Here is a 20,358-nt window from a genome sequence, read left to right as displayed (position 1 = left end):
TGGTGTCTAAAATTACAACTAGTTTATTTCAAGAAATGGTGCAAGCTGCATCAACTCGTCTGAATAAACAAGCAGAATATGTGAATTCATTAAATGTCTTTCCTGTTCCAGATGGAGATACAGGAACCAATATGGGCATGACCATTACCAATGGTGCAAAAGAAGTGTCTGATAAACCTGCTAATACGGTTGGTGAAGCAGCTCAAATTTTATCCAAAGGCTTGTTGATGGGAGCTCGTGGAAATTCAGGAGTAATCACTTCTCAATTATTCCGTGGTTTTGGCCAATCAGTTAAAGGAAAAGACGAGTTAACAGGAAAAGACCTAGCACAAGCCTTCCAGCATGGTGTTGAAGTAGCTTATAAAGCGGTAATGAAGCCGGTTGAAGGGACAATCCTTACGGTATCTCGTGGTGCAGCAACTGCAGCTTTGAAAAAATCTGAGCAGACAGATGATGCAGTTGAAGTGATGCGTGCAACCCTAGAGGGAGCAAAACGTGCACTCAAGAAAACACCAGATTTGCTTCCGGTATTGAAAGAAGTTGGTGTAGTAGATTCTGGTGGCCAAGGTCTGGTTTATATCTATGAAGGCTTTTTAGCGGCTTTAACTGGTGAATACATTGCTTCTGATGATTTTGAAGCAACTCCTGCGGTGATGTCTGGGATGATTAATGCAGAGCATCATAAGTCAGTAGCGGGACATGTTGCAACAGAAGATATTACATTTGGTTACTGTACAGAAATCATGGTGGCTCTTCGTCAAGGGCCAACTTATGTAAAAGAATTTGATTACGAAGAATTTCGTACCTATTTGAATGACTTAGGGGATTCTCTCTTGGTAGTGAATGATGATGAAATCGTGAAAGTCCACGTCCATACGGAGGATCCAGGACTGGTTATGCAGGCAGGTCTTCAATATGGTAGTTTGGTCAAGGTCAAAGTAGATAATATGCGTGAGCAACACGAAGCGCAGGTGGAAAAAGAAGAAAGTTTCCAAAAGCCAGCTGAACAAACAGAATACGCAGTGATTGCTGTTGCAGCGGGTGAAGGTTTAACTGAAATCTTCAAGTCACAAGGGGTAGACTATGTGATTTCAGGTGGTCAAACCATGAATCCTTCTACCGAAGACTTTGTGAAGGCAATTGATTTGGTCAATGCACGCAACGTTATCTTACTGCCGAATAATAAGAACATCTTAATGGCGGCTCAATCAGCAGCAGAAGTTGCAGAAGTAGCTGTCAAAGTCGTGGAAACACGGACGATTCCGCAAGGATTTACTAGTTTATTAGCCTTTGATCCAAGCCGCGATATTGAAGCAAACTTTGAAGCGATGACAGCTTCGCTTGTCGATGTTAAAAGTGGTAGTGTGACGACGGCAGTTCGTGATACGACGATTGACGGTCTTGAAATTCATGAAAATGACAATCTTGGCATGGTTGACAGTAAGATTGTTGTGTCTAATCCTGATATGATGGCAACGCTAGAGGCAACTTTTGAAGCGATGCTAGATGAAGACAGCGAGATTGTTACTATCTACGTTGGAGAAGATGGTCATCAAGAATTAGCCGAAACCCTCGCCGAAGCATTAGAAGAAAAATTTGAAGACATTGAAGTGGAAATCCACCAAGGTGGCCAACCAGTATACCCATATTTGTTTAGTGTTGAATAGAATGAGAAAGCTGAGCAGTAGTGCTTGGCTTTTTTGCTAGTCTATATTGGTGAGAAAACGACTTATTCTTGTAGATTAGGAATGGGTTTCTTTTGTACTTTCATAGCTAGATAATCTATTTCTTGAAAAAAATATGGAAAACGATTTCAAAAAATGATATAATAAAAAACAAAGGAGGTGAAGTGATGGAGGATAAGCAAAAAAAATCGGTTACAATGAAAGATGTAGCACAGCGAGCGGGCGTCAGTGTAGGTACAGTATCGCGTGTCATCAACCAAGAGCAAGGTATTAAGAAAACAACGCTTGAAAAGGTTCAACAAGCGATTGCTGAGCTTGATTATATTCCAGATGTTTATGCCCGAGGAATGAAAACCAATCGGACAGAGACAGTCGCTTTAATTCTGCCGACCATTTGGCATCCATTCTTTAGCGAGTTTGCCTTTTTTGTTGAAGAAGCCCTCAGCAAGAAGAATTATAAATTATTGCTGTGCAATACAGATGGCGCAAAAAAAGAGATTGAATATTTATCTATGTTGAGACAAAATAAGGTAGACGGCATTATTGCGATTACCTATAGTCCAATTGAAGATTATTTAGCATCGAATATTCCTTTTGTAAGTATTGATAGAACGTATCAGGATAAGGAAATTGCTTGTGTCACATCTGATAATCAAACAGGTGGTGAACTTGCAGCGCAAATGCTTTTAGAAAAGGGTTGCCAGCATCTAGCTTTTGTGGGGAGTCACAACAACACGGTCAATGAGACCAAAAAACGCCGTCAATTTTTTGAAGAGACAGTAAGGTTGACGGATAAGGAATGCTTGATTTTTGATTTAGAAGAGCCATTTGATAATTTTCTAGAACAGCTAGAAGCTTTTCTGGAACAACATCCGCAAATTGATGGTATCTTTGCAATCAATGATTTTACAGCTTTAGATGTGATTGCTATTCTAGAGAAACAAGGTAAACGAGTCCCTGATGATGTTCAAGTGATAGGTTATGATGGTATTCGTTTTTCTAATGATAGAAACTACCATGTATCTACGATTAAGCAACCCTTAAAGCAGATGGCTCAAACAGCTGTAGATATTTTGCTAGCTATCATACAAAATCAAAAGCCTAAACTCCAAAGTATTTTACCAATTTCCTATGTTGAAGGAAAAACAACAAAAAAATTTTTAAAAACACTTGACAGAAAGCGCTACCAATGATAGACTATAGGTAGGAAATTTATTTTTTACAACAAAACTGAAACGTTTCAAAAAAGAAAATCTATTAAGAGTGAATAGGTTTTCTCCTTTCTCTCAAATTTGAAACGTTTCAAAAGGAGGAATTATGAACGTAGGAAAGGATTACTCTTTGTGGAGTAGGATCAAACGGCAAAAAGTATTGCTAATGATGCTATTTCCTGGCTTGTTGTTGACGTTTGTCTTTAAGTACATACCGATGTACGGTGTCTTGATTGCCTTTAAAGATTACAACCCTTTAAAGGGTGTAATGGGAAGTGAGTGGATTGGATTTCAAGAATTCACTAAATTTCTCTCCTCTCCTAACTTCGGTATTTTGTTAGGGAACACCTTGAAATTAAGTGTGTATGGCTTGCTGTTAGGTTTCTTACCACCGATTATCTTGGCAATTATGCTCAATCAGTTACTAAGCGATAAGGCGAAAAAGCGGATTCAACTCATTCTGTATGCACCAAACTTTATCTCTGTTGTGGTTATTGTCGGAATGATATTTCTCTTCTTCTCAGTTGGAGGTCCAATCAATAGCCTACTATCACTTTTTGGGATTAAAGCGAACTTTTTGACCGATCCCAATGCCTTCAGACCACTTTATATTTTTAGTGGAATCTGGCAAGGAATGGGTTGGGCTTCTACACTGTATACAGCAACCTTGGTCAATGTAGATACGTCCCTGATTGAAGCAGCGAAGATGGATGGTGCCAATATTTTCCAACGAATTTGGCATATTGATTTGCCAGCCTTAAGACCTGTTATGGTGATTCAATTTGTGCTGGCAGCTGGAAATATCATGAATGTCGGCTATGAAAAAGCCTTCTTGATGCAAACATCACTCAACTTGACGAGTTCCGAGATTATCTCAACCTATGTTTATAAGGTCGGTCTTGTCTCAGGAGATTATTCTTACTCGACAGCAGTAGGGCTCTTCAATGCCGTTATCAACGTTATCTTATTGGTTGCAGTGAATCAAATTGTGAAACGAATGAATGATGGTCAAGGATTATAAGGGAGGATAAAATGAATACGCAGATTTATACGAAATTTGACCGGCGGATGCTAGTTGTCAATAAAATCATCATTGCCTTTTTGGTCCTTATTACACTTGTTCCGCTAATCTATATTTTAGTAGCTTCCTTTATGGATCCTCAAGTGCTTGTTAGCAAAGGAATTAGTTTTAATCCGGCTGATTGGACGGTTGAAGGCTATCAAAGGGTATTTAGTGACAAGTCAATTATAAGAGGTTTCTTCAATTCTCTCTTTTACTCCTTCAGTTTTGCTACTCTAACGGTGTTTTTATCCGTTCTGACCGCCTATCCCTTATCGAAAAAGGATTTGGTTGGAAAGAAATGGATTAATGCCTTTCTCATCTTTACCATGTTCTTTGGTGGAGGTCTGGTTCCAACTTATTTGCTTGTGAAAGATTTGGGGATGCTAAATACCGTATGGGCCATTATTGTACCAGGTGCTATTAATGTGTGGAATATCATTTTGGCACGGACTTATTTCCAAGGTATTCCAGATGAGTTGTTAGAAGCAGCCTATATTGACGGAGCAAATGATTTAGAAATCTTTGTCAAGATTATGTTGCCACTTGCTAAGCCAATCATGTTTGTCCTTTTCCTATATGCTTTTGTCGGACAATGGAATTCATACTTTGATGCCATGATTTATATCAAAGATCCAAACTTAGAACCGCTTCAACTTGTTTTGCGGAAGATTTTGATTCAAAGTGAGCCAGGAAAAGATATGATTGGGGCTCAGGCTGCGATGAATGAAATGAAACGGATTGCAGAAATGATTAAGTATGCAACAATTGTTATCTCTAGTTTACCGTTGATTGTTATGTATCCATTCTTCCAGAAATACTTTGATAAGGGTATTATGGCAGGATCATTGAAAGGGTAATACTCGCTGAAAATTAGTTTTTAGAGAGTATCAGTAAATTTGTATTAATAAAAAAGGAGTTTTCTCATGAAAATGAAAAAATGGATGAGTCTTAGTGCGACTCTATTAGCAACATCTACTTTGGTCTTGGCTGCTTGTGGTAGCAAAAATACAGCTTCAAGTCCAGATTACAAGCTCGAAAATGTTTCTTTCCCGCTCAAGGAAAAAGTGACCTTGAAATTTATCACAGGTAGTTCACCACTGGCTCCCAAAGATCCGAATGATAAATTGATTTACCAACGTTTAGAGGAAGAAACAGGTGTCCATATTGACTGGACAAACTATTCATCTGATTTTGGTGAAAAACGTAATTTGGATATTTCGTCAGGTGACTTGCCAGATGCTATTCATAATGACGGTGCTTCTGATGTCGAATTGGTTAAATGGGCAAAACAAGGTGTGATTATTCCGGTTGAAGATTTGATTGAGAAATACATGCCAAACTTGCAGAAGATTTTGGAAGAGAAGCCAGAATACCGTGCCTTGATGACAGCACCAGATGGTCATATCTATTCATTCCCTTGGATTGAGGAATTGGGTGACGGAAAAGAATCGATTCACTCTGTGAATGACATGGCTTGGATTAACAAAGATTGGCTGAAAAAATTAAATCTTGAAATGCCAACTACCACAGATGAATTGGTGAAAGTTCTAGAAGCCTTCAAGACACAAGATCCAAATGGAAATGGTAAAGCTGATGAAATTCCAATGTCCTTTATCAATGCTGGTGGAAATGAAGATTTCAAACTCTTGTTTGGAGCGTTTGGTATCGGGGATAACGATGATCACTTGGTCGTTGGAAATGACGGTGTGGTAGACTTTACGGCTGACAACCCAGAATACAAAGAAGGTGTAAAATTTATTCGTCAATTGCAAGAAAAAGGGTTGCTTGATCCAGAAGCCTTTGAGCAAGATTGGAACACCTATATTGCAAAAGGTGGCGAACATCAATATGGGGTTTACTTTACATGGGATAAGGCGAACGTTTCAGGTTTTAACGATAGCTATGATGTCCTACCAGTCCTAGCAGGACCAAGCGGTAAAAAACATGTGGCTCGTACAAATGGAATGGGCTTCTCACGCGACCGTATGGTGATTACAAGTGCTAATAAAAACCTTGAATTGACAGCTAAATGGATTGATGCCCAGTATGCACCATTGCAATCTGTTCAAAATAACTGGGGGACTTATGGCGATGATACGCAACAAAATATCTTTGAATTTGACAAAGCAACCAATAGTTTGAAACACTTGCCACTTGAAGGAACAGCACCAGGAGAGCTTCGTCAGAAGACAGAAGTAGGAGGACCTCTTGCTATCCTAGACAGCTACTATGGTAAAGTGACAACAAAACCAGATGATGCTGCATGGCGCTTAGATATTTTGAAGCAGACCTATGTTCCATATATGAACAATGATTCTATCTACCCACGTGTCTTCATGGAAGAAGAAGATTTGGATAAACTTGCTCAAATTGAAGCAGATATGAATGACTATATCTATCGCAAACGTGCAGAGTGGATTGTTAACGGCAACATCGATAAAGAATGGGATGACTATCTCAAGGAATTAGAAAAATATGGCTTGTCAGATTGGTTAGCCATTAAACAAAAATACTACGATAAATACTTAGAAAATCAAAAATAGAAATAGAGAGCGAGAAAATATGGGAGAAGTATTGAGTGTAACCAAAGCCAACGAGTATATTGCGGAGCATCAAGCAGAGGTGAATCCTTTGTACAAGCCTGAGGCTCACTTTACAGCGCCGATAGGCTGGATCAACGATCCGAATGGTTTGGTGTATTTCAGAGAGGAATACCATTTGTTTTACCAATATTATCCCTACGGAACACAGTGGGGGCCAATGCACTGGGGACATGCAAAGAGTAGGGATTTGCTCCATTGGGAACATCTCCCAGTGGCCCTTGCTCCTGATCAATCTTATGATAAGGATGGTTGCTTCTCAGGAAGTGCTATTGTCAAAGACGATGTTCTTTGGTTGATGTATACCGGTCATATTGTTAATGCAGATGGCTCTATTTCACAAGTGCAAAACATGGCTTTTTCCAAAGACGGCATTCAGTTTGAAAAATTAGACTCCAATCCAGTTGCGACAGGGGAGATGCTACCAGAAGAGCTCATTGCCAGTGATTTCCGAGACCCAAAATTATTTGAAAAAAATGGCCATTATTATGCGGTTGTTGCTGCCAAACATCGTGAGGATGTTGGGACGATTGTTCTACTTGAATCACCCGACTTAGTCAATTGGAACTTTGCTTCTATTTTCTTAAAAGGTGAGCCACATCAAGGCTTTATGTGGGAGTGTCCTGATTACTTTGAATTGGATGGGGTGTCTTGCCTAGCTATGTCGCCGATGCGATATGAAAAGACAGGTCTTGACTATGCAAATATCAATTCTTCTGTCATTATGACAGGTCGTGTAGATTGGGACAAGAAGGTCTTTGAACTGGAAACAGTCAAAGAAATTGACCACGGTCATGATTTCTATGCACCTCAAAGTTTGGAAAATACAGCTGGGGAACGCATTATGATTGCTTGGATGCAGACTTGGGGTCGGACCAATATCACGGATCAATTAGACCATAAGTGGGCTTGTGCTATGACCTTACCAAGAAAATTGAAATGGGATAACGGGGTACTGGTTCAAGAACTTCCTGCCAGCTTGTTAGAGCAATTACCCGTCTTACCTGAGCAAGGAGCAGTTGAAGTCGGCTATTTCCAAGGAGATTGGAGTGGTGGAAAGGTCTTTCGATTGGGAAGCGAAGCGGACTATATCGAATTTGGCTATGATGCAGAAAGGCAAGAAGTCTACATTGATCGCAGTTCATTAAAACAAGCGATTCAAGGAGAGGAAGCCTGGTCTACGGAACGCCGTGCTGTGCAAGCTGAAAATCCCCACGTATTAGTGGTTCTTGATACAAATAGCATCGAACTCTTTGTGAATGGCGGTCAGGATAGCTTGACCAGTACCTATTTCTTGTCAGGCAAACGCCAGTTAGTTACATATTAGAAAAAAGGGGGTGTTCCCTCTTTCGAAAGTTCTAAAATGAAGTTAGCCACTCAATGGTATGAAAAAACATCTCAGAGAGATATAATTGTAATCACCACAACAACAATTAGAAAGATTCTGAGATGCAAAACTATTATACACCAAAAAGGAAACAGTTGACACTAGCTGAGCGTAGAATGATTGAACGTTGGCTTCAAGAAGGGTTCTCAAATCGTGAAATCGCTAGGAGATTGGCTAAAGCTCCTCAAACTATTCACAACGAAGTCAAACGTGGTCAGGTTAGACAACAAGTGCGTAAAGGAAAATTTGAAATAATCTACTCAGCTGACTTCGCTCAAGAAGCCTATCAAAACAATCGTAAACATTCTGTGAAGCAGGCTTCCCTAACCAAGGAACTCAAAGAAAAGATTCTGCACTACATCAAACAGAAATACTCTCCTGAGATGATGGTAAAAGCAAAAGGGATACCTGTCTCCGTCTCCACCATTTACTACTGGATTCATCATGGACACTTAGGATTGACCAAGGATGACATGCTCTATCCTCGAAAAGAGAAAACGAAGAAAAAGCAAGCGAGTCCCAACTTTAAGCCGGCTGGAAAATCGATTGAGGAACGGCCTGAAAGCATTAATCAGCGTGAGAATGTTGGTGATGTTGAAATTGATACGGTTATTCAAACACGGGCAAAAAACGAGTGCCTGTTGACTCTAACTGATAGAAAGAGTCGTTATCAAATCATCCGACTTATTCCCGATAAGTCCGCGTCTTCAGTCAATCAAGCTCTGAAAATGATCCTCAGAGAGTATCAAATTAACTCAATCACAGCTGATAACGGGCCTGAATTCAGTCGTTTGGCAGATGTCTTTGATCCTGAGAACATTTATTATGCCCATCCTTATTCCTCTTGGGAGAGAGGAACTAATGAGAATCATAATAGACTCATCAGGCGTTGGTTGCCTAAGGGAAGCAAAAATGCGACGCAACAACAAGTCGCATTTATTGAAAACTGGATTAACAACTATCCAAAGAAGATATTGGGTTACAAATCTCCTAGAGAATTTTTACAGACTGGCTAACTTGAACTTGAAATTTAGCGTGTTCCCTCTTTTTTATATTTCATTCAAAAATCCTGTTGTTTTCCTTGCTATTTCCTTGAAAGTGCGATATAATAATGTCTTGTGAGAAACCCTCACTTACTCGTGGCTAGACCATGAGTCATTAGACCAAAAGGAGGAACATATCAATGGCTAAATACGAAATTCTTTATATTATTCGTCCAAACATTGAAGAAGAAGCTAAAAATGCTTTGGTAGCACGCTTTGACTCTATCTTGACTGACAACGGTGCAACTGTTGTTGAATCAAAAGCATGGGAAAAACGTCGTCTTGCATACGAAATCAAAGATTTCCGTGAAGGACTTTACCACATCGTGAACGTTGAAGCAACTGATGACGTAGCTCTTAAAGAGTTTGACCGTCTTTCAAAAATCAACGGCGACATTCTTCGTCATATGATTGTAAAATTAGACGCGTAAGAAGGTAGATTATGATAAATAATGTAGTACTAGTTGGTCGTATGACCCGTGATGCAGAACTTCGTTACACACCGTCTAATCAGGCTGTTGCGACTTTTACACTTGCGGTGAATCGCAATTTTAAAAATCAAAACGGTGAGCGAGAAGCGGATTTTATCAATGTGGTCATCTGGCGCCAGCAAGCTGAAAATTTGGCAAACTGGGCTAAGAAAGGTGCTTTGGTGGGTATTACTGGTCGTATTCAGACTCGTAGTTATGACAACCAGCAAGGCCAACGCGTTTATGTAACAGAAGTTGTTGCAGAAAGTTTCCAATTATTGGAAAGTCGTACTGCACGTGAAGGCCAAGGTGGAGGTTATCAAGCAAGTAATTCATTTGCTGGTGGAAATGATTACAATACTTCCTATCAAGCGCCTGCACAATCTACACCAAACTTTGCACGCGAAGAAAGCCCATTTGGGACAACAAACCCAATGGATATTTCGGATGATGATTTACCATTCTAGGTAAGGACAGATAAAAATTATAAAGGAGAAAAACATGGCTCAACAACGTCGTGGCGGATTCAAACGCCGTAAAAAAGTTGATTATATCGCAGCGAATAAAATTGAATATGTTGATTACAAAGATACTGAGCTTCTTAGCCGTTTCATTTCAGAACGTGGAAAAATCTTACCACGTCGCGTAACTGGAACTTCAGCTAAAAACCAACGTAAAGTAACAACAGCTATCAAACGCGCTCGCGTAATGGCACTATTACCATTTGTAAATGAAGATTAAAAAAACAGTCCAGTGGACTGTTTTTTCACGAGCTCGAAAATAAGAAAGCGAGTAAGACCCTTGATGGGTTGTTTTTTCAGGTCCGGTGGATCTCTTTTTCCCTCGCCAAGCAACTATAGATCGAGGCGGTCCAGTGGACTGTTTTTTCATGAGCTTGTAAAAGATAAAGGCGAGTCAAGTTTTTACTGGTTTTCAAAAGGCAAACCAGTCCGTATTGCGCTCGACGTATAAAAATAACGGTAGTGAATGTGTGAGTGAAAGCTCTTAGAAATGCGGAACAACTGGTTTTTTTAATTTTTTCTGAGCAAAGCAAAAAGATTGGAGAAATTGCCTAAAAGAGGCTTTTCCCCAATCTTATTTTGTATGTTGTGGTTAATCTTAGTCTGTGGGTTTTGTGCCTGACCAAAACTAAGGAGCTGTGGTAGCTGTTTGTAGATTATCAAGTCGGTCGTTTCTGGTTCGTCCTAGCCTCTGCTTCACCCAATGGCTCCCTAGTCATCCGTGCGATAGAAAACTTCTTGAAGGAGTTCATCAGCTGACATGTAGTGCTGAGTGGAATAGAATCTGTCTTTTGTTTGGTCTGTTGGGTCGCTTTCATCATTTGCGATTGGTGTGATGGCAACTCCTTTAGGAATAAAAATAGTTGGAACGGTTGCAGATGCTTGAATGTTCGGGTTTGTGATGTTAGCATTCAGTATTCCGTTTGCGATCTTGGCATTGTTTAAATTGATATACTTAGTGACCTCAGGATAGTCTGGATAAGCGATATTCCCGTCTGCGTCAATGGTCAATACCCAGCCTTGTGCGTTTCTCCAAGTTCCTACAAGGCTTGAGAAATCACCAGCGGAGATAGCATTAATATCCATATTTTTAGCAGTGGTGTCCTTGGCTGCGGCAGGTTTTTGAGGTGCTTCAAACGACGCCCAGTCGAGAGCAGTTAAGTTTAGCTCTTCTGCTGTTGATTTGCCAAATAACTGATCCAGTTTATCCTGACCAAGCTGAAATTCAGTTTGGTCGCTTTGTTTTGGTTGGTTATTATCTGCAGGAAGTTGGTAAAGCGCTGCGGTACCTTCTCCTGTCCCAGAACTCCAACTAGCGGTGACTACATCGCCGTTTTGGTAAATCCTAAAGGCATTTCTAGCTCCGCCATGACCGGCGACAAAGCCTTCTGCAAAGAGTTTAGGGGCGTTATTGTCTAAATAGTAAAGAGCAACTGGAAAAATTTGCTGATCCGATTGAATGGAGCCGACCAGTAATTCATTTTGTCCGTCTTGGTTGACATCAAGAAAAGTGTAGCGCAAGTTATTTGGAGAGTATAGAGCACTTTCGATTACCCAAGAATTGAGTTCAATGGATAAGCTATCTAGTAATTCTCGGATATGACCTAGGTTGGTGTTATAAGTGGCGCTGTATTCGAGTATTTTTTGATAGTCTTCAAAGACACTTGCATAAGACTTTTTATCCTCTTCTGGGGTTGCTTTTTTGACTTCTTTGACTTCTTTAGAAGAAGAGCTTGCTTGACTAGTTTGCTCGGACTTGTCTGACTGAGTGGTTGACTTGTTCGGAGTACAGGCTGTTAAGAGTAGCACACTGCTACATAAGGCGATGGTCGAAAGCGGTGATAATGGGAAGACTTTTTTCATTTTTTCTCCTTTTCTATCTGCGTTGATTGAAATACTATGTCTATTATATCACAAACAGGAAGCGTTTTCTTCCTCTTATCGTTTAAATTAAAATTTACAGATAATTCAAAGAATGTTATAATAGTCACAAAGTATAGGAAGGAGTTTATTGGGTGAGTCAAGAGAAAAAAATCTCACGAGAAAAGAAAAAATATTTACTGGGCAGGCTGAAGGAGCAGATACGCCCTAAAATCGGTTTGGTCTATACAGCAGCTTTCTTATCCTGGATCCAGTTTTTGGTGCGGATTTTGAGTTTTTATTGGATTAGTGAGAGCTTTGCGGTATATATGACTGGAGGCGTGTTTGACTTAGGAGGATTGGTGCTTCGATTAGTCGCTGTTAACCTTGTAGGGTTTCTGGTATCTATCCTTGCCAAGCACCTACAGGGAATCGGGTCACAGTTTGCTCGTGATACGATTAAACGTTCTTTTTTTCAGGCTTTAATTGCACGAGATGGTCAGTTTGAGTCTGAGGCGACTGCGGCAGATGTCTTTACGGTTGCGTCGCAAGGTATTGACAGCTTGGACACCTATTATTCTCATTACCTCACGATGTCCCTTAGAACCTACTTGAACTGTTTAACTGTTCTAGCCTTAGTTGCTTGGCTCTTTCCGCTTGGAAGCGTCATTTTTGTCCTAGCTCTTCCCTTGATTCCAATTTCAATTATCTTGATGCAGAAGCGTTCAAAACGCATTATGAACCGTTATTGGGCTTCTTACATGGATGTTGGCAATCTTTTTCTAGATGATTTAAAGGGCTTAAATACCCTATATACTTATCAGGCAGATGCAACCTACGAAAAGACGTTTAATGAACAGGCTGAAGATTTCCGAGATGCGACAATGGAATTGCTCGGATTTCAACTGCAGGCGGTTGGTTATATGGATGCAGTAATGTATCTGGGGATTGGGATTTCAGGCTTCGTAGCAGTTAGTCAATTGGTGACAGGGGAATTGTCCTTCTTTCATTTCGTTTTCTTTATTCTCATTGCAACGGAATTTTTTGCACCGATTCGCGAGCAAGGTTATGGAATGCATTTAGTTATGATGAATACTAAAATGGCTGATCGGATTTTTGGATTTTTGGATGGTATGCAGGAAAAAAACGAAGAAGAAGGTACTGTTTTAGCGGATTTTAACCAGATACGCTTGCAGGATGTGTCCTTCTCATACGATAAAAAGGTAGTTTTACAAGGCGTTCAATTTGAGATGACTGCTGGTCATATCTATGCAATTGCCGGGGGGTCTGGACAAGGGAAAACGACCTTGGCGCAGTTGCTGATGAAGCGTTTGGTACCTCAAACGGGCGACATTTTACTTGGTCAAACGTCCTTATCAGATTTGTCGCAAGCAGAGATTAACCGCCAAATCCTGTATGTTTCTGCGCAGTCTTATCTTTTGAATCAATCTATTTATGATAATTTGGCGATGGCTTGTGATTGGACAAAAGAAGAAATTACGGCCTGGATGGATAAACATAGTATTTTGCAATTTATCCATGAATTACCCGAAGGTTTGGATACGATTGTAGGAGAAAATGGGGAGGGCTTATCACCTGGTCAACGTCAACAAGTTATCTGTGCGCGTGCGATATTAGCCAAGCGTTCCCTCTATATTTTTGATGAAATGACATCGAGTGTTGATGCGGACAATGAAGCCTTGATTTACCAACTAATCCAGCTGGTTTCAGAGACAGCCATTGTTGTGATGATTACGCACAAGATGAAGCAGGTTTATCTGGCAGATCAGATTCTTTTCTTGTCACATCATGAGGCCTTTGTCGGATCAGCGGAGGAATTGTACCAACAACAGCCAGATTTCCGTAATCTGGTGGATACTCAAGCAGAATTGGAGGAGTCGATTTATGGATAAGGAAACATACCCAACGCAGATTTTGATTCCACGTCTGATTCAGACGATGCGGCATTTACTGCCGTTTATAGCAGTTGCGGTACTATTTGCTGTGCTAGGATTTGCGACAACGATTGGTATTCCAATTCTGTTGGTTCAATTAGCAGGGCACACCTTACAAGCAGGTGAAGCACCTTCTTTTGTTTTTCTTCTCGTGTTGATGTTGCTCGGACTGTTACGAGGGGCTTTTCGCTATGGCGAACATTATTTTGGGCATTATGTAGCATTTCATAGCTTGGCTGCCTTTCGGAAGATGCTATTCGCTAAATTGCGTGCTTTGGCGCCGGGCAAGTTAGATCGCCAAGACAGCGGTGTTTTGCTGAAGATGATTGGGGAGGATATTGAGGCCTTAGAAATCTTTTTTGCCCATACCTTGGCTCCGATTTCGACAGGAATTTTGGTCACGCTTCTAATGGTTGGAGGAATAGGATGGCAGGATTGGGGTCTGGCTTGTATAGCGTTTTTCACCTACAGCCTGTTGGCTATTTATCTACCTAATCAGTTTGCTAGACGACTGACCCCAATTTTACAGGAGCAAAATCAGGAACGAAAGGTTTATGTAGCTTCCTTTATTCAAGGATTGAAGGCTATCAAAGACCTACTTCAATTCCAACAAATGCCTGCTTACACAACTGTCTTGAATCAGCAAAGTCAGCAAGTCAATAGACGAGAAAGACAAGTCGCTCAAACCAATTTTATGCAACAAGCCTATAGTTTTTTAGTGATTGGTCTTGCCATTACGCTTTTTGCCTGGAGAACCTTTCATCTTGTGGAGGAAAAAAGCTTGAATGTTGTAACAGGTCTTTCTGTGCTTGTTGCGTTTACGAGTTCCTTTGCCCCATTTTTAGAATTAAGTCGCTTACCGCTTGGCTTTAAACGAGCGATGAATGCTGGGAGAAATATCTTTTCGCTACTGGATGAGGCTGAAATGGAAAAAGCAGGAGAGTCGTTGCGAGAGACCATTGACGCCGTTCACCTGCGTGATATTCATTTTGCCTATGAGGATGAAGGGCGGGTTATTTACGATCAATTATCTATCGACTTTACAAAAGGTGGGATTATCGGTATCGTTGGTCCGTCAGGTGCTGGAAAGTCAACCTTAATGAAGCTGATTATGCGGTGGTATGATTGGCAATCAGGGACAATTGAGCTAAATCGCCATCAGAGCAAGACCTTGCATCCAGACGCTTTGCAGTCTCACTTTGCCTATGTTCCTCAAATTCCTCAGATTTTCAAACAGACAATTCGGGAGAACCTAGTTTTGGGTCGAACAGATATCTCAGATGAAGAGATTTTGGAGTTGGCAGAAAAATGCCAGATGAAGGAACGGATTTTAGAAGCCGAATCAGGCTTGGATACCGTTGTAGATGCGACTAGTTTTTCTGCAGGAGAGGCGCAACGGTTGGAGCTGATGAGAGCCTTGCTAAAACAGGCAGACGTTTACATTTTTGATGAACCGACAAGCAATTTGGATTCGCTCAATGAAGCCTTGTTTATCCAATTGATTAAAAAGGAATGTCAGGGTCTTGTCTTTCTGATTTCCCATCGTGCTAGTACCATTGCCTGTGCGGATCAGATTTTCCGAGTTGAAAATGGTATGGTAGCGCTTAGCGAAAGATAGACACGTGTACCTTATTCATGGTATCATAGTATCACTTGAGACAGGTATACGAGAAAACAGCTGATGCTTGTCAGGCACTGAAGAGGGAAGTTTCCCTCTGATTTTATGGAGAAAATGATGAAACAATTAAAGGTAAAAGATATTATGGTGACAGGAGCTTTTGCGGCTCTGTACTTCTTGTGTGTAGGACTTGGGACCTTGATTGCAGCCGTATTTGACCGTTCAGGGAATATGATGTATGCGCCTGCTTTTTCAGCTGTGATTGGCGGTCCAGTCTATATGGTATTGCTCTCGAAAGTGGGAAAATTTGGCTCGATTAGTCTGGTGAGTGGTGTCATGGCTTGTTTCTTTTTCATGTCAGGCTACATGACCTCAGCTTTCCTACCTAGTTTAGTCTTTGGGATTGCAGGAGATCTTGTGGCCAAGCAAGGCCAATACAAGCAAAAATGCCTTAACATCGTGAGTTTTATTATTTTTTCTTTTGGAAATTTAGGGCCAATCATTCTTATGTGGTTGATGAAAGATGCCTATGAGGCAAATCTTTTAGCGCGTGGAAAGTCTGCAGCGTACATTGCGCGTGTCATGGTTGATTTCACGGTTGGAAATGTTTTGTGGCTTTCTGCCACCATTATCGTTGGAGGCTTGATTGGAGCTGTTATAGGACAAAAAATGGTCGATAAATCCTTTAAAAAATCGGGGTTGCTGCAATGAGATTTGATGCCAGAAGCAAGGTCCTGCTAAGTATTTTTGCAGGAGTTACTTATGGTCTGCATGTGACGGCTTGGGAGCGTGCTTATCTACTACTGGGAATTGCAGTTTGTTGTCTGCTTGTCGGTCGTATCAAAATGGCACTTGTGACAGTGCTAGGTTATCTTTTGGTCTATCAGATGAGTCAAGTGGCTGTTCTTCCTATGTGGCTTTTTCGCCTTACCTTTATGCTTAGCCATATCTGGGTTCCCTTAATGGCTGGGCATTTTCTTCTGTTGACGACCTCAGCCTATGAATTGATTCATGGTCTGAGGAAATGGCATGTGCCAGAGAGTTTTTTATTGACCTTAGGTGTTCTATTTCGCTTTTTACCGCTGATCAAAAAAGAGGTGCGAGTGGTACACGTTTCCTTGAAAACACGGGGGATTTTTCTGAGAAAGCGAGATATTCTCTTACAGCCGCATCGCTATTTGGAATGTGTCTTGGTCCCCTTGATGATGTCACTCTTGCGCTCGGCTCAGGATTTGACCGTTGCAACCTTGACCAAGGGAATTGCGATGACCAATAGACCCAGTGAGTTTGTCCAGTCCCGTTGGACTTGGCTAGATTGGAGTATCTGTGTATGGTGTCTCAGCTTTCTTATCCTAAAATTCAACTAGAAGCTCGTAATGTCCAGCTTCGATATGCGTCTAGTCAGACCATAGCCTGTCAGATTGGAGCCTTACAAGTGAAGAAGGGTGAGTGTCTTGTCTTATGTGGTCCGAGTGGTTCGGGAAAATCTTCCTTTCTTCATCTCATCAATGGCTTGGTTCCTGAGTATTATCAAGGAGAGATTGAGGGAAGTTTGCGAATTGGTTCCTTATCCTATCAAGAAAGTAGCGTGGAAGAATTGGCTTATCAAGTGGCGTCTGTGTTTCAAAATCCGGCGACACAATTTTTTCATCAAGAAGTTTTACAAGAATTAGTTTTTCCCTGTGAAAATCAAGGAATGTCACGAGAGGCTATTTCAAACCGATTGGCAGAGGTGGTAGAACGATTTCAACTGGCGTCCTTGTTACATGAAGACATGGAAAAATTGTCTGGTGGACAAAAGCAGGTCGTGGCGATTGGCACAGCAGCCATGCAGGGAACAGACATCATGATTTTTGATGAACCGACTGCCAATCTTGATGCACGAGGTGTCGAGCGAGTACAGGAATTATTGAAGGCATTAAAAAAACAGGGTAAGACCCTGATTATTGCAGACCATCGCTTGGCTTATCTGAAAGAGATAGCAGATTCTTATGCGTATTTTTATGAGGGTAAGCTAGTAGACCATCTGCCTGCGCATGATTTTCTTGCTTATTCTGAGGAAAAAAGACAGGAATTAGGTTTACGAACATCTGATACGGCTCCTTTTCAAGCACAGGTCAAGGAGATGGCACGAGCCTTTACCAATGACCCAACAGGTCTTACCTTGGAACGCTTTCGAGTCTATCATCAATCTAAGTGTCTCTATCAAGTGACTGAACTAGTGCTTGCTGCTGGTCAGGTTGTCGGGTTGATTGGGGCAAATGGCTGTGGTAAGACGAGTTTTGCCCGCTCTCTTGTCGGTTTAGAAGGGGATAAGACAGGTGTTGTCAGTTGGCAGGGAGAATCCTTACCTGCACGAAAACGCCTCGCAAGAATCGCCTATGTTATGCAAGATGTCCGCCAGCAATTGATTACAGAGCGAGTAGAGAAAGAATTGCGCTTGGGGCTGGGCATAGATCAGTTGGATGAGGACGTATTACGTGCTTTTCGGCTTTCACATCTCTTAGAGCGTCATCCGATGAGTTTATCCATGGGAGAGCAACAGCGCTTGATAATAGCAGCTAGCCTATTTAGCAACAAAGAAATTTTTATCTTTGATGAGCCTTCCAGTGGTCTTGATAGAGAGCAAATGGAGCAACTAGCAGCTCAACTTGAGCTCTTAAAATCAAAAGGAAAACTTGTCCTCCTCATCTCTCACGATGATGAATTGCTCGCTAGGATTTGTGATAAAGTGGTTGATGTTGAGAAATTAGCAATGGGAAAAGAAGATGAGGGCTAGTCAGTCTATAAATGATTGAAATGCGTTGTTGTGAGCCTTTTGTATCACTAGTTGAATGATGATAGCCTGATCAATGCTTGTTTGATAATACCTGAACAAAGTCATACTCATCAAAAATCAAACTATGATTTTGTTAACCTGCCTAGATGAATGACGGTTCAATCGATGGTCTCGTTACCTAGTCAGATGAGAGTATAAGATAGAAATGATGGCAGATACTCCAAATAGCTGATGTTTTGCTTCTTGAAAATGATAAAGAGAAAAACGCTGGTGTTCAGCGTTTTTTGAGTGGCTTTTCCATATTTGGGAGGTTGATGTGGTACTTGATAACGAGTAGGCGAATGAGGAGGAAGATGAAAAAGAGGCTGATAAAGGTAGGGATTCGTGCTAATTTCCAGTCAAGGACAAGGATATGGTAGCAAATACCTGTAAAAAGAGCCAGCACAGCATAGACATCTTCTTTCAAGACAAGAGGAGTTTCATTGACCAACAAATCTCGAACAATTCCTCCCCCTACACCGGTCAAGGCTGCCAAAATGCCTGATGTCATACAATTTAAGCCAAGTTCGACACCGGTACTTGCACCAATCAAAGCAAAGATAACTAGCCCAATAGCATCAAAAAAAAGATTGGTCTTACTGAGAAAATGATAGAGAGTCTTGTCGCGTGGGGATTCATTCTTCTTCATGATAACAAATAGGTACATGATAATGGATACGACGATTGAGAGATAGATAGAAGAAGGCTCAACAAGAGCGGCAGGAATCTGATTAACCATGGTATCCCGAATCACTCCCCCACCGATAGCCGTAATCGTGGCTAGGAGTGTAATGCCAAAAATATCGAGTTTTTTCTTAAAGCCCTTAATCGTTCCAGATACAGCAAAGGAAATAGTACCAATATAGTTGCAAATGAGTAGAAATAAATCGAAATCCATAGCGCCCTCCAGGGCTATCTTATCATAAAATGGTTGACGATTCAATGCAAAATTAACTTTGTGAAAAAAAGAACATGGAAACAAGAAATGATTCTGAAAATTTGTGAAAAAGTGCACGAATATAGGGCTTTTTCAAAGTTATGAAAAGAATGGGAAAACGGTTAAATTATTTGCAAATTGTGAATTTTTGAATTATCATATAGAAGAAACAGAAATACTTTGGAGGAAAATATGGTATCTATTTCAAAAGAGAAACATTTAGATATGTTTTTAAAAATGCAACAAATTCGCGATGTGGATATGAAATTGAATAAACTTGTCCGTCGTGGGTTTGTACAAGGGATGACTCACTTCTCAGTCGGAGAAGAAGCAGCTTCTGTCGGCGCAATTGCGGATTTGACAGATCGAGATATTATCTTTTCAAATCACCGTGGTCATGGTCAAACTATTGCTAAAGGAATTGACATCAATGCCATGATGGCGGAGCTTGCTGGAAAAGCAACAGGTTCTTCAAAAGGACGTGGTGGTTCTATGCATTTGGCCAACCTTGAAAAAGGAAATTATGGAACAAATGGTATCGTTGGTGGTGGTTATGCCCTTGCAGTCGGTGCAGCTTTAACTCAACAATATCTTGGAACAGATAACATTGTCATTGCTTTTTCAGGAGATTCAGCGACCAACGAAGGTAGTTTTCATGAGTCAATGAACTTGGCTGCTGTTTGGAATTTGCCAGTTATCTTCTTCATTATTAACAACCGTTATGGTATTTCAACAGATATCACGTATTCAACGAAAATCCCTCATCTCTACCTTCGTGCAGATGCCTATGGTATGCCAGGGCATTATGTGGAAGATGGAAATGATGTTGTAGCGGTCTACGAAAAAATGCACGAAGTCATTGAATACGTGCGTGCTGGAAATGGCCCTGCTCTTGTAGAGGTGGAATCGTATCGCTGGTTTGGACATTCAACAGCAGATGCTGGTGCATATCGTACCAAAGAAGAAGTAGACGCTTGGAAAGCAAAAGATCCACTTAAAAAATACCGTGCTTACTTGACAGAAAACAAGATTGCAACAGACGAAGAATTAGATGCTATTGAAGCACAAGTTGCAGAAGAAGTAGAAGCATCTGTGAAGTTTGCCCAAGAAAGTCCAGATCCAGACATTTCTATCGCTTATGAAGATGTTTTTGTGGACTAATAGATAGGTACAGCATAAGCATAGTTATC

Annotated in this window: 18 protein-coding genes; 16 read left to right on the top strand and 2 right to left on the bottom strand. The window is 40.9% G+C overall.

From position 1 onward, the window contains the following. Positions 1-2: 2 nt before the first annotated feature. The 10 genes from A4H00_RS02770 (at position 3) to rpsR (ending at position 10,200) form a co-directional block, all read left to right on the top strand. Positions 3-1,667, top strand: a complete 1,665-nt coding sequence (locus A4H00_RS02770) for a DAK2 domain-containing protein (protein ID WP_067091413.1) — start codon at positions 3-5, stop codon at positions 1,665-1,667. A gap of 185 nt (positions 1,668-1,852) precedes the next feature. Then, positions 1,853-2,878 (top strand): LacI family DNA-binding transcriptional regulator, encoded by a 1,026-nt coding sequence (locus tag A4H00_RS02765; protein ID WP_067087009.1) that lies wholly within the window; start codon positions 1,853-1,855, stop codon positions 2,876-2,878. 124 nt (positions 2,879-3,002) lie between these two features. Beyond that, positions 3,003-3,917 carry an ABC transporter permease gene (locus tag A4H00_RS02760; RefSeq protein WP_067087006.1) on the top strand — a complete coding sequence of 305 codons (915 nt, stop codon included), beginning with the start codon at positions 3,003-3,005 and terminating at the stop codon, positions 3,915-3,917. 11 nt (positions 3,918-3,928) lie between these two features. After that, positions 3,929-4,816: a carbohydrate ABC transporter permease gene (locus A4H00_RS02755; protein WP_067087004.1), complete on the top strand. Its 888-nt coding sequence runs from the start codon at positions 3,929-3,931 to the stop codon at positions 4,814-4,816. A 72-nt stretch (positions 4,817-4,888) separates the two neighbouring features. Further along, entirely contained in the window at positions 4,889-6,502 is a 1,614-nt protein-coding gene (locus A4H00_RS02750; protein ID WP_067091410.1) for an ABC transporter substrate-binding protein, read from the top strand. A 19-nt stretch (positions 6,503-6,521) separates the two neighbouring features. Then, positions 6,522-7,886: a glycoside hydrolase family 32 protein gene (locus A4H00_RS02745; protein ID WP_067087001.1), complete on the top strand. Its 1,365-nt coding sequence runs from the start codon at positions 6,522-6,524 to the stop codon at positions 7,884-7,886. Positions 7,887-8,008: 122 nt separating this feature from the next. Continuing rightward, positions 8,009-8,962 carry an IS30 family transposase gene (locus A4H00_RS02740; protein ID WP_067086998.1) on the top strand — a complete coding sequence of 318 codons (954 nt, stop codon included), beginning with the start codon at positions 8,009-8,011 and terminating at the stop codon, positions 8,960-8,962. Between the two features lie 167 nt (positions 8,963-9,129). Continuing rightward, on the top strand, positions 9,130-9,420 hold the full coding sequence (gene rpsF, locus A4H00_RS02735; RefSeq protein ID WP_067086996.1) for a 30S ribosomal protein S6: 291 nt from the start codon (positions 9,130-9,132) through the stop codon (positions 9,418-9,420). A gap of 11 nt (positions 9,421-9,431) precedes the next feature. Continuing rightward, entirely contained in the window at positions 9,432-9,926 is a 495-nt protein-coding gene (locus A4H00_RS02730) for a single-stranded DNA-binding protein (protein ID WP_067086994.1), read from the top strand. Positions 9,927-9,960: 34 nt separating this feature from the next. Next, positions 9,961-10,200 carry a 30S ribosomal protein S18 gene (gene rpsR, locus A4H00_RS02725; RefSeq protein WP_002939250.1) on the top strand — a complete coding sequence of 80 codons (240 nt, stop codon included), beginning with the start codon at positions 9,961-9,963 and terminating at the stop codon, positions 10,198-10,200. Between the two features lie 491 nt (positions 10,201-10,691). On the opposite strand, the gene A4H00_RS02720 is transcribed toward rpsR, so the two are convergent. Beyond that, positions 10,692-11,843, bottom strand: coding sequence for a DUF6287 domain-containing protein (locus tag A4H00_RS02720; protein WP_067086991.1), 1,152 nt, complete (start codon positions 11,841-11,843; stop codon positions 10,692-10,694). A 152-nt stretch (positions 11,844-11,995) separates the two neighbouring features. Between A4H00_RS02720 and A4H00_RS02715 the strand changes: the two genes are divergently transcribed. From A4H00_RS02715 to A4H00_RS02695, 5 genes are all read left to right on the top strand, one after another. Beyond that, the gene (locus tag A4H00_RS02715; RefSeq protein ID WP_067086989.1) at positions 11,996-13,753 is read left to right on the top strand and encodes an ABC transporter ATP-binding protein/permease; all 1,758 of its coding nucleotides are present in this window, start codon (positions 11,996-11,998) and stop codon (positions 13,751-13,753) included. Next, positions 13,746-15,413 (top strand): amino acid ABC transporter ATP-binding/permease protein, encoded by a 1,668-nt coding sequence (locus A4H00_RS02710; RefSeq protein ID WP_067086987.1) that lies wholly within the window; start codon positions 13,746-13,748, stop codon positions 15,411-15,413. Before A4H00_RS02715 ends, A4H00_RS02710 begins: the two co-directional genes overlap by 8 nt. A gap of 117 nt (positions 15,414-15,530) precedes the next feature. Further along, positions 15,531-16,124, top strand: a complete 594-nt coding sequence (locus tag A4H00_RS02705) for an MptD family putative ECF transporter S component (RefSeq protein ID WP_067086984.1) — start codon at positions 15,531-15,533, stop codon at positions 16,122-16,124. Beyond that, the gene (locus tag A4H00_RS02700) at positions 16,121-16,780 is read left to right on the top strand and encodes an energy-coupling factor transporter transmembrane component T (protein ID WP_067086981.1); all 660 of its coding nucleotides are present in this window, start codon (positions 16,121-16,123) and stop codon (positions 16,778-16,780) included. Before A4H00_RS02705 ends, A4H00_RS02700 begins: the two co-directional genes overlap by 4 nt. Further along, positions 16,744-18,192: an ABC transporter ATP-binding protein gene (locus A4H00_RS02695; RefSeq protein WP_067086979.1), complete on the top strand. Its 1,449-nt coding sequence runs from the start codon at positions 16,744-16,746 to the stop codon at positions 18,190-18,192. Before A4H00_RS02700 ends, A4H00_RS02695 begins: the two co-directional genes overlap by 37 nt. A gap of 274 nt (positions 18,193-18,466) precedes the next feature. Here the strand turns inward: A4H00_RS02695 and A4H00_RS02690 are convergent, their stop codons facing one another. Further along, positions 18,467-19,129 (bottom strand): trimeric intracellular cation channel family protein, encoded by a 663-nt coding sequence (locus A4H00_RS02690; RefSeq protein WP_067086976.1) that lies wholly within the window; start codon positions 19,127-19,129, stop codon positions 18,467-18,469. 231 nt (positions 19,130-19,360) lie between these two features. Between A4H00_RS02690 and A4H00_RS02685 the strand changes: the two genes are divergently transcribed. Beyond that, positions 19,361-20,329 (top strand): thiamine pyrophosphate-dependent dehydrogenase E1 component subunit alpha, encoded by a 969-nt coding sequence (locus tag A4H00_RS02685; protein ID WP_067086974.1) that lies wholly within the window; start codon positions 19,361-19,363, stop codon positions 20,327-20,329. The last annotated feature ends 29 nt before the right edge of the window (positions 20,330-20,358 follow it).

It is taken from the genome of Streptococcus marmotae, from assembly GCF_001623565.1.
Lineage (GTDB): Bacteria > Bacillota > Bacilli > Lactobacillales > Streptococcaceae > Streptococcus > Streptococcus marmotae.
This window is presented reverse-complemented; position numbering and strand designations above follow the sequence as displayed.

Bases quoted from the DNA above. Each gene is read 5' to 3' on its own strand.
- A4H00_RS02685 (WP_067086974.1), top strand. From the start codon at position 19,361: ATGGTATCTATTTCAAAAGAGAAACATTTAGATATGTTTTTAAAAATG.
- rpsR (WP_002939250.1), top strand. From the start codon at position 9,961: ATGGCTCAACAACGTCGTGGCGGATTCAAACGCCGTAAAAAAGTTGAT.
- A4H00_RS02750 (WP_067091410.1), top strand. From the start codon at position 4,889: ATGAAAAAATGGATGAGTCTTAGTGCGACTCTATTAGCAACATCTACT.
- A4H00_RS02760 (WP_067087006.1), top strand. From the start codon at position 3,003: ATGAACGTAGGAAAGGATTACTCTTTGTGGAGTAGGATCAAACGGCAA.
- A4H00_RS02705 (WP_067086984.1), top strand. From the start codon at position 15,531: ATGAAACAATTAAAGGTAAAAGATATTATGGTGACAGGAGCTTTTGCG.
- A4H00_RS02755 (WP_067087004.1), top strand. From the start codon at position 3,929: ATGAATACGCAGATTTATACGAAATTTGACCGGCGGATGCTAGTTGTC.
- A4H00_RS02730 (WP_067086994.1), top strand. From the start codon at position 9,432: ATGATAAATAATGTAGTACTAGTTGGTCGTATGACCCGTGATGCAGAA.
- A4H00_RS02690 (WP_067086976.1), bottom strand. From the start codon at position 19,129: ATGGATTTCGATTTATTTCTACTCATTTGCAACTATATTGGTACTATT.
- A4H00_RS02700 (WP_067086981.1), top strand. From the start codon at position 16,121: ATGAGATTTGATGCCAGAAGCAAGGTCCTGCTAAGTATTTTTGCAGGA.
- A4H00_RS02740 (WP_067086998.1), top strand. From the start codon at position 8,009: ATGCAAAACTATTATACACCAAAAAGGAAACAGTTGACACTAGCTGAG.
- A4H00_RS02765 (WP_067087009.1), top strand. From the start codon at position 1,853: ATGGAGGATAAGCAAAAAAAATCGGTTACAATGAAAGATGTAGCACAG.
- rpsF (WP_067086996.1), top strand. From the start codon at position 9,130: ATGGCTAAATACGAAATTCTTTATATTATTCGTCCAAACATTGAAGAA.
- A4H00_RS02695 (WP_067086979.1), top strand. From the start codon at position 16,744: ATGGTGTCTCAGCTTTCTTATCCTAAAATTCAACTAGAAGCTCGTAAT.
- A4H00_RS02710 (WP_067086987.1), top strand. From the start codon at position 13,746: ATGGATAAGGAAACATACCCAACGCAGATTTTGATTCCACGTCTGATT.
- A4H00_RS02745 (WP_067087001.1), top strand. From the start codon at position 6,522: ATGGGAGAAGTATTGAGTGTAACCAAAGCCAACGAGTATATTGCGGAG.
- A4H00_RS02720 (WP_067086991.1), bottom strand. From the start codon at position 11,843: ATGAAAAAAGTCTTCCCATTATCACCGCTTTCGACCATCGCCTTATGT.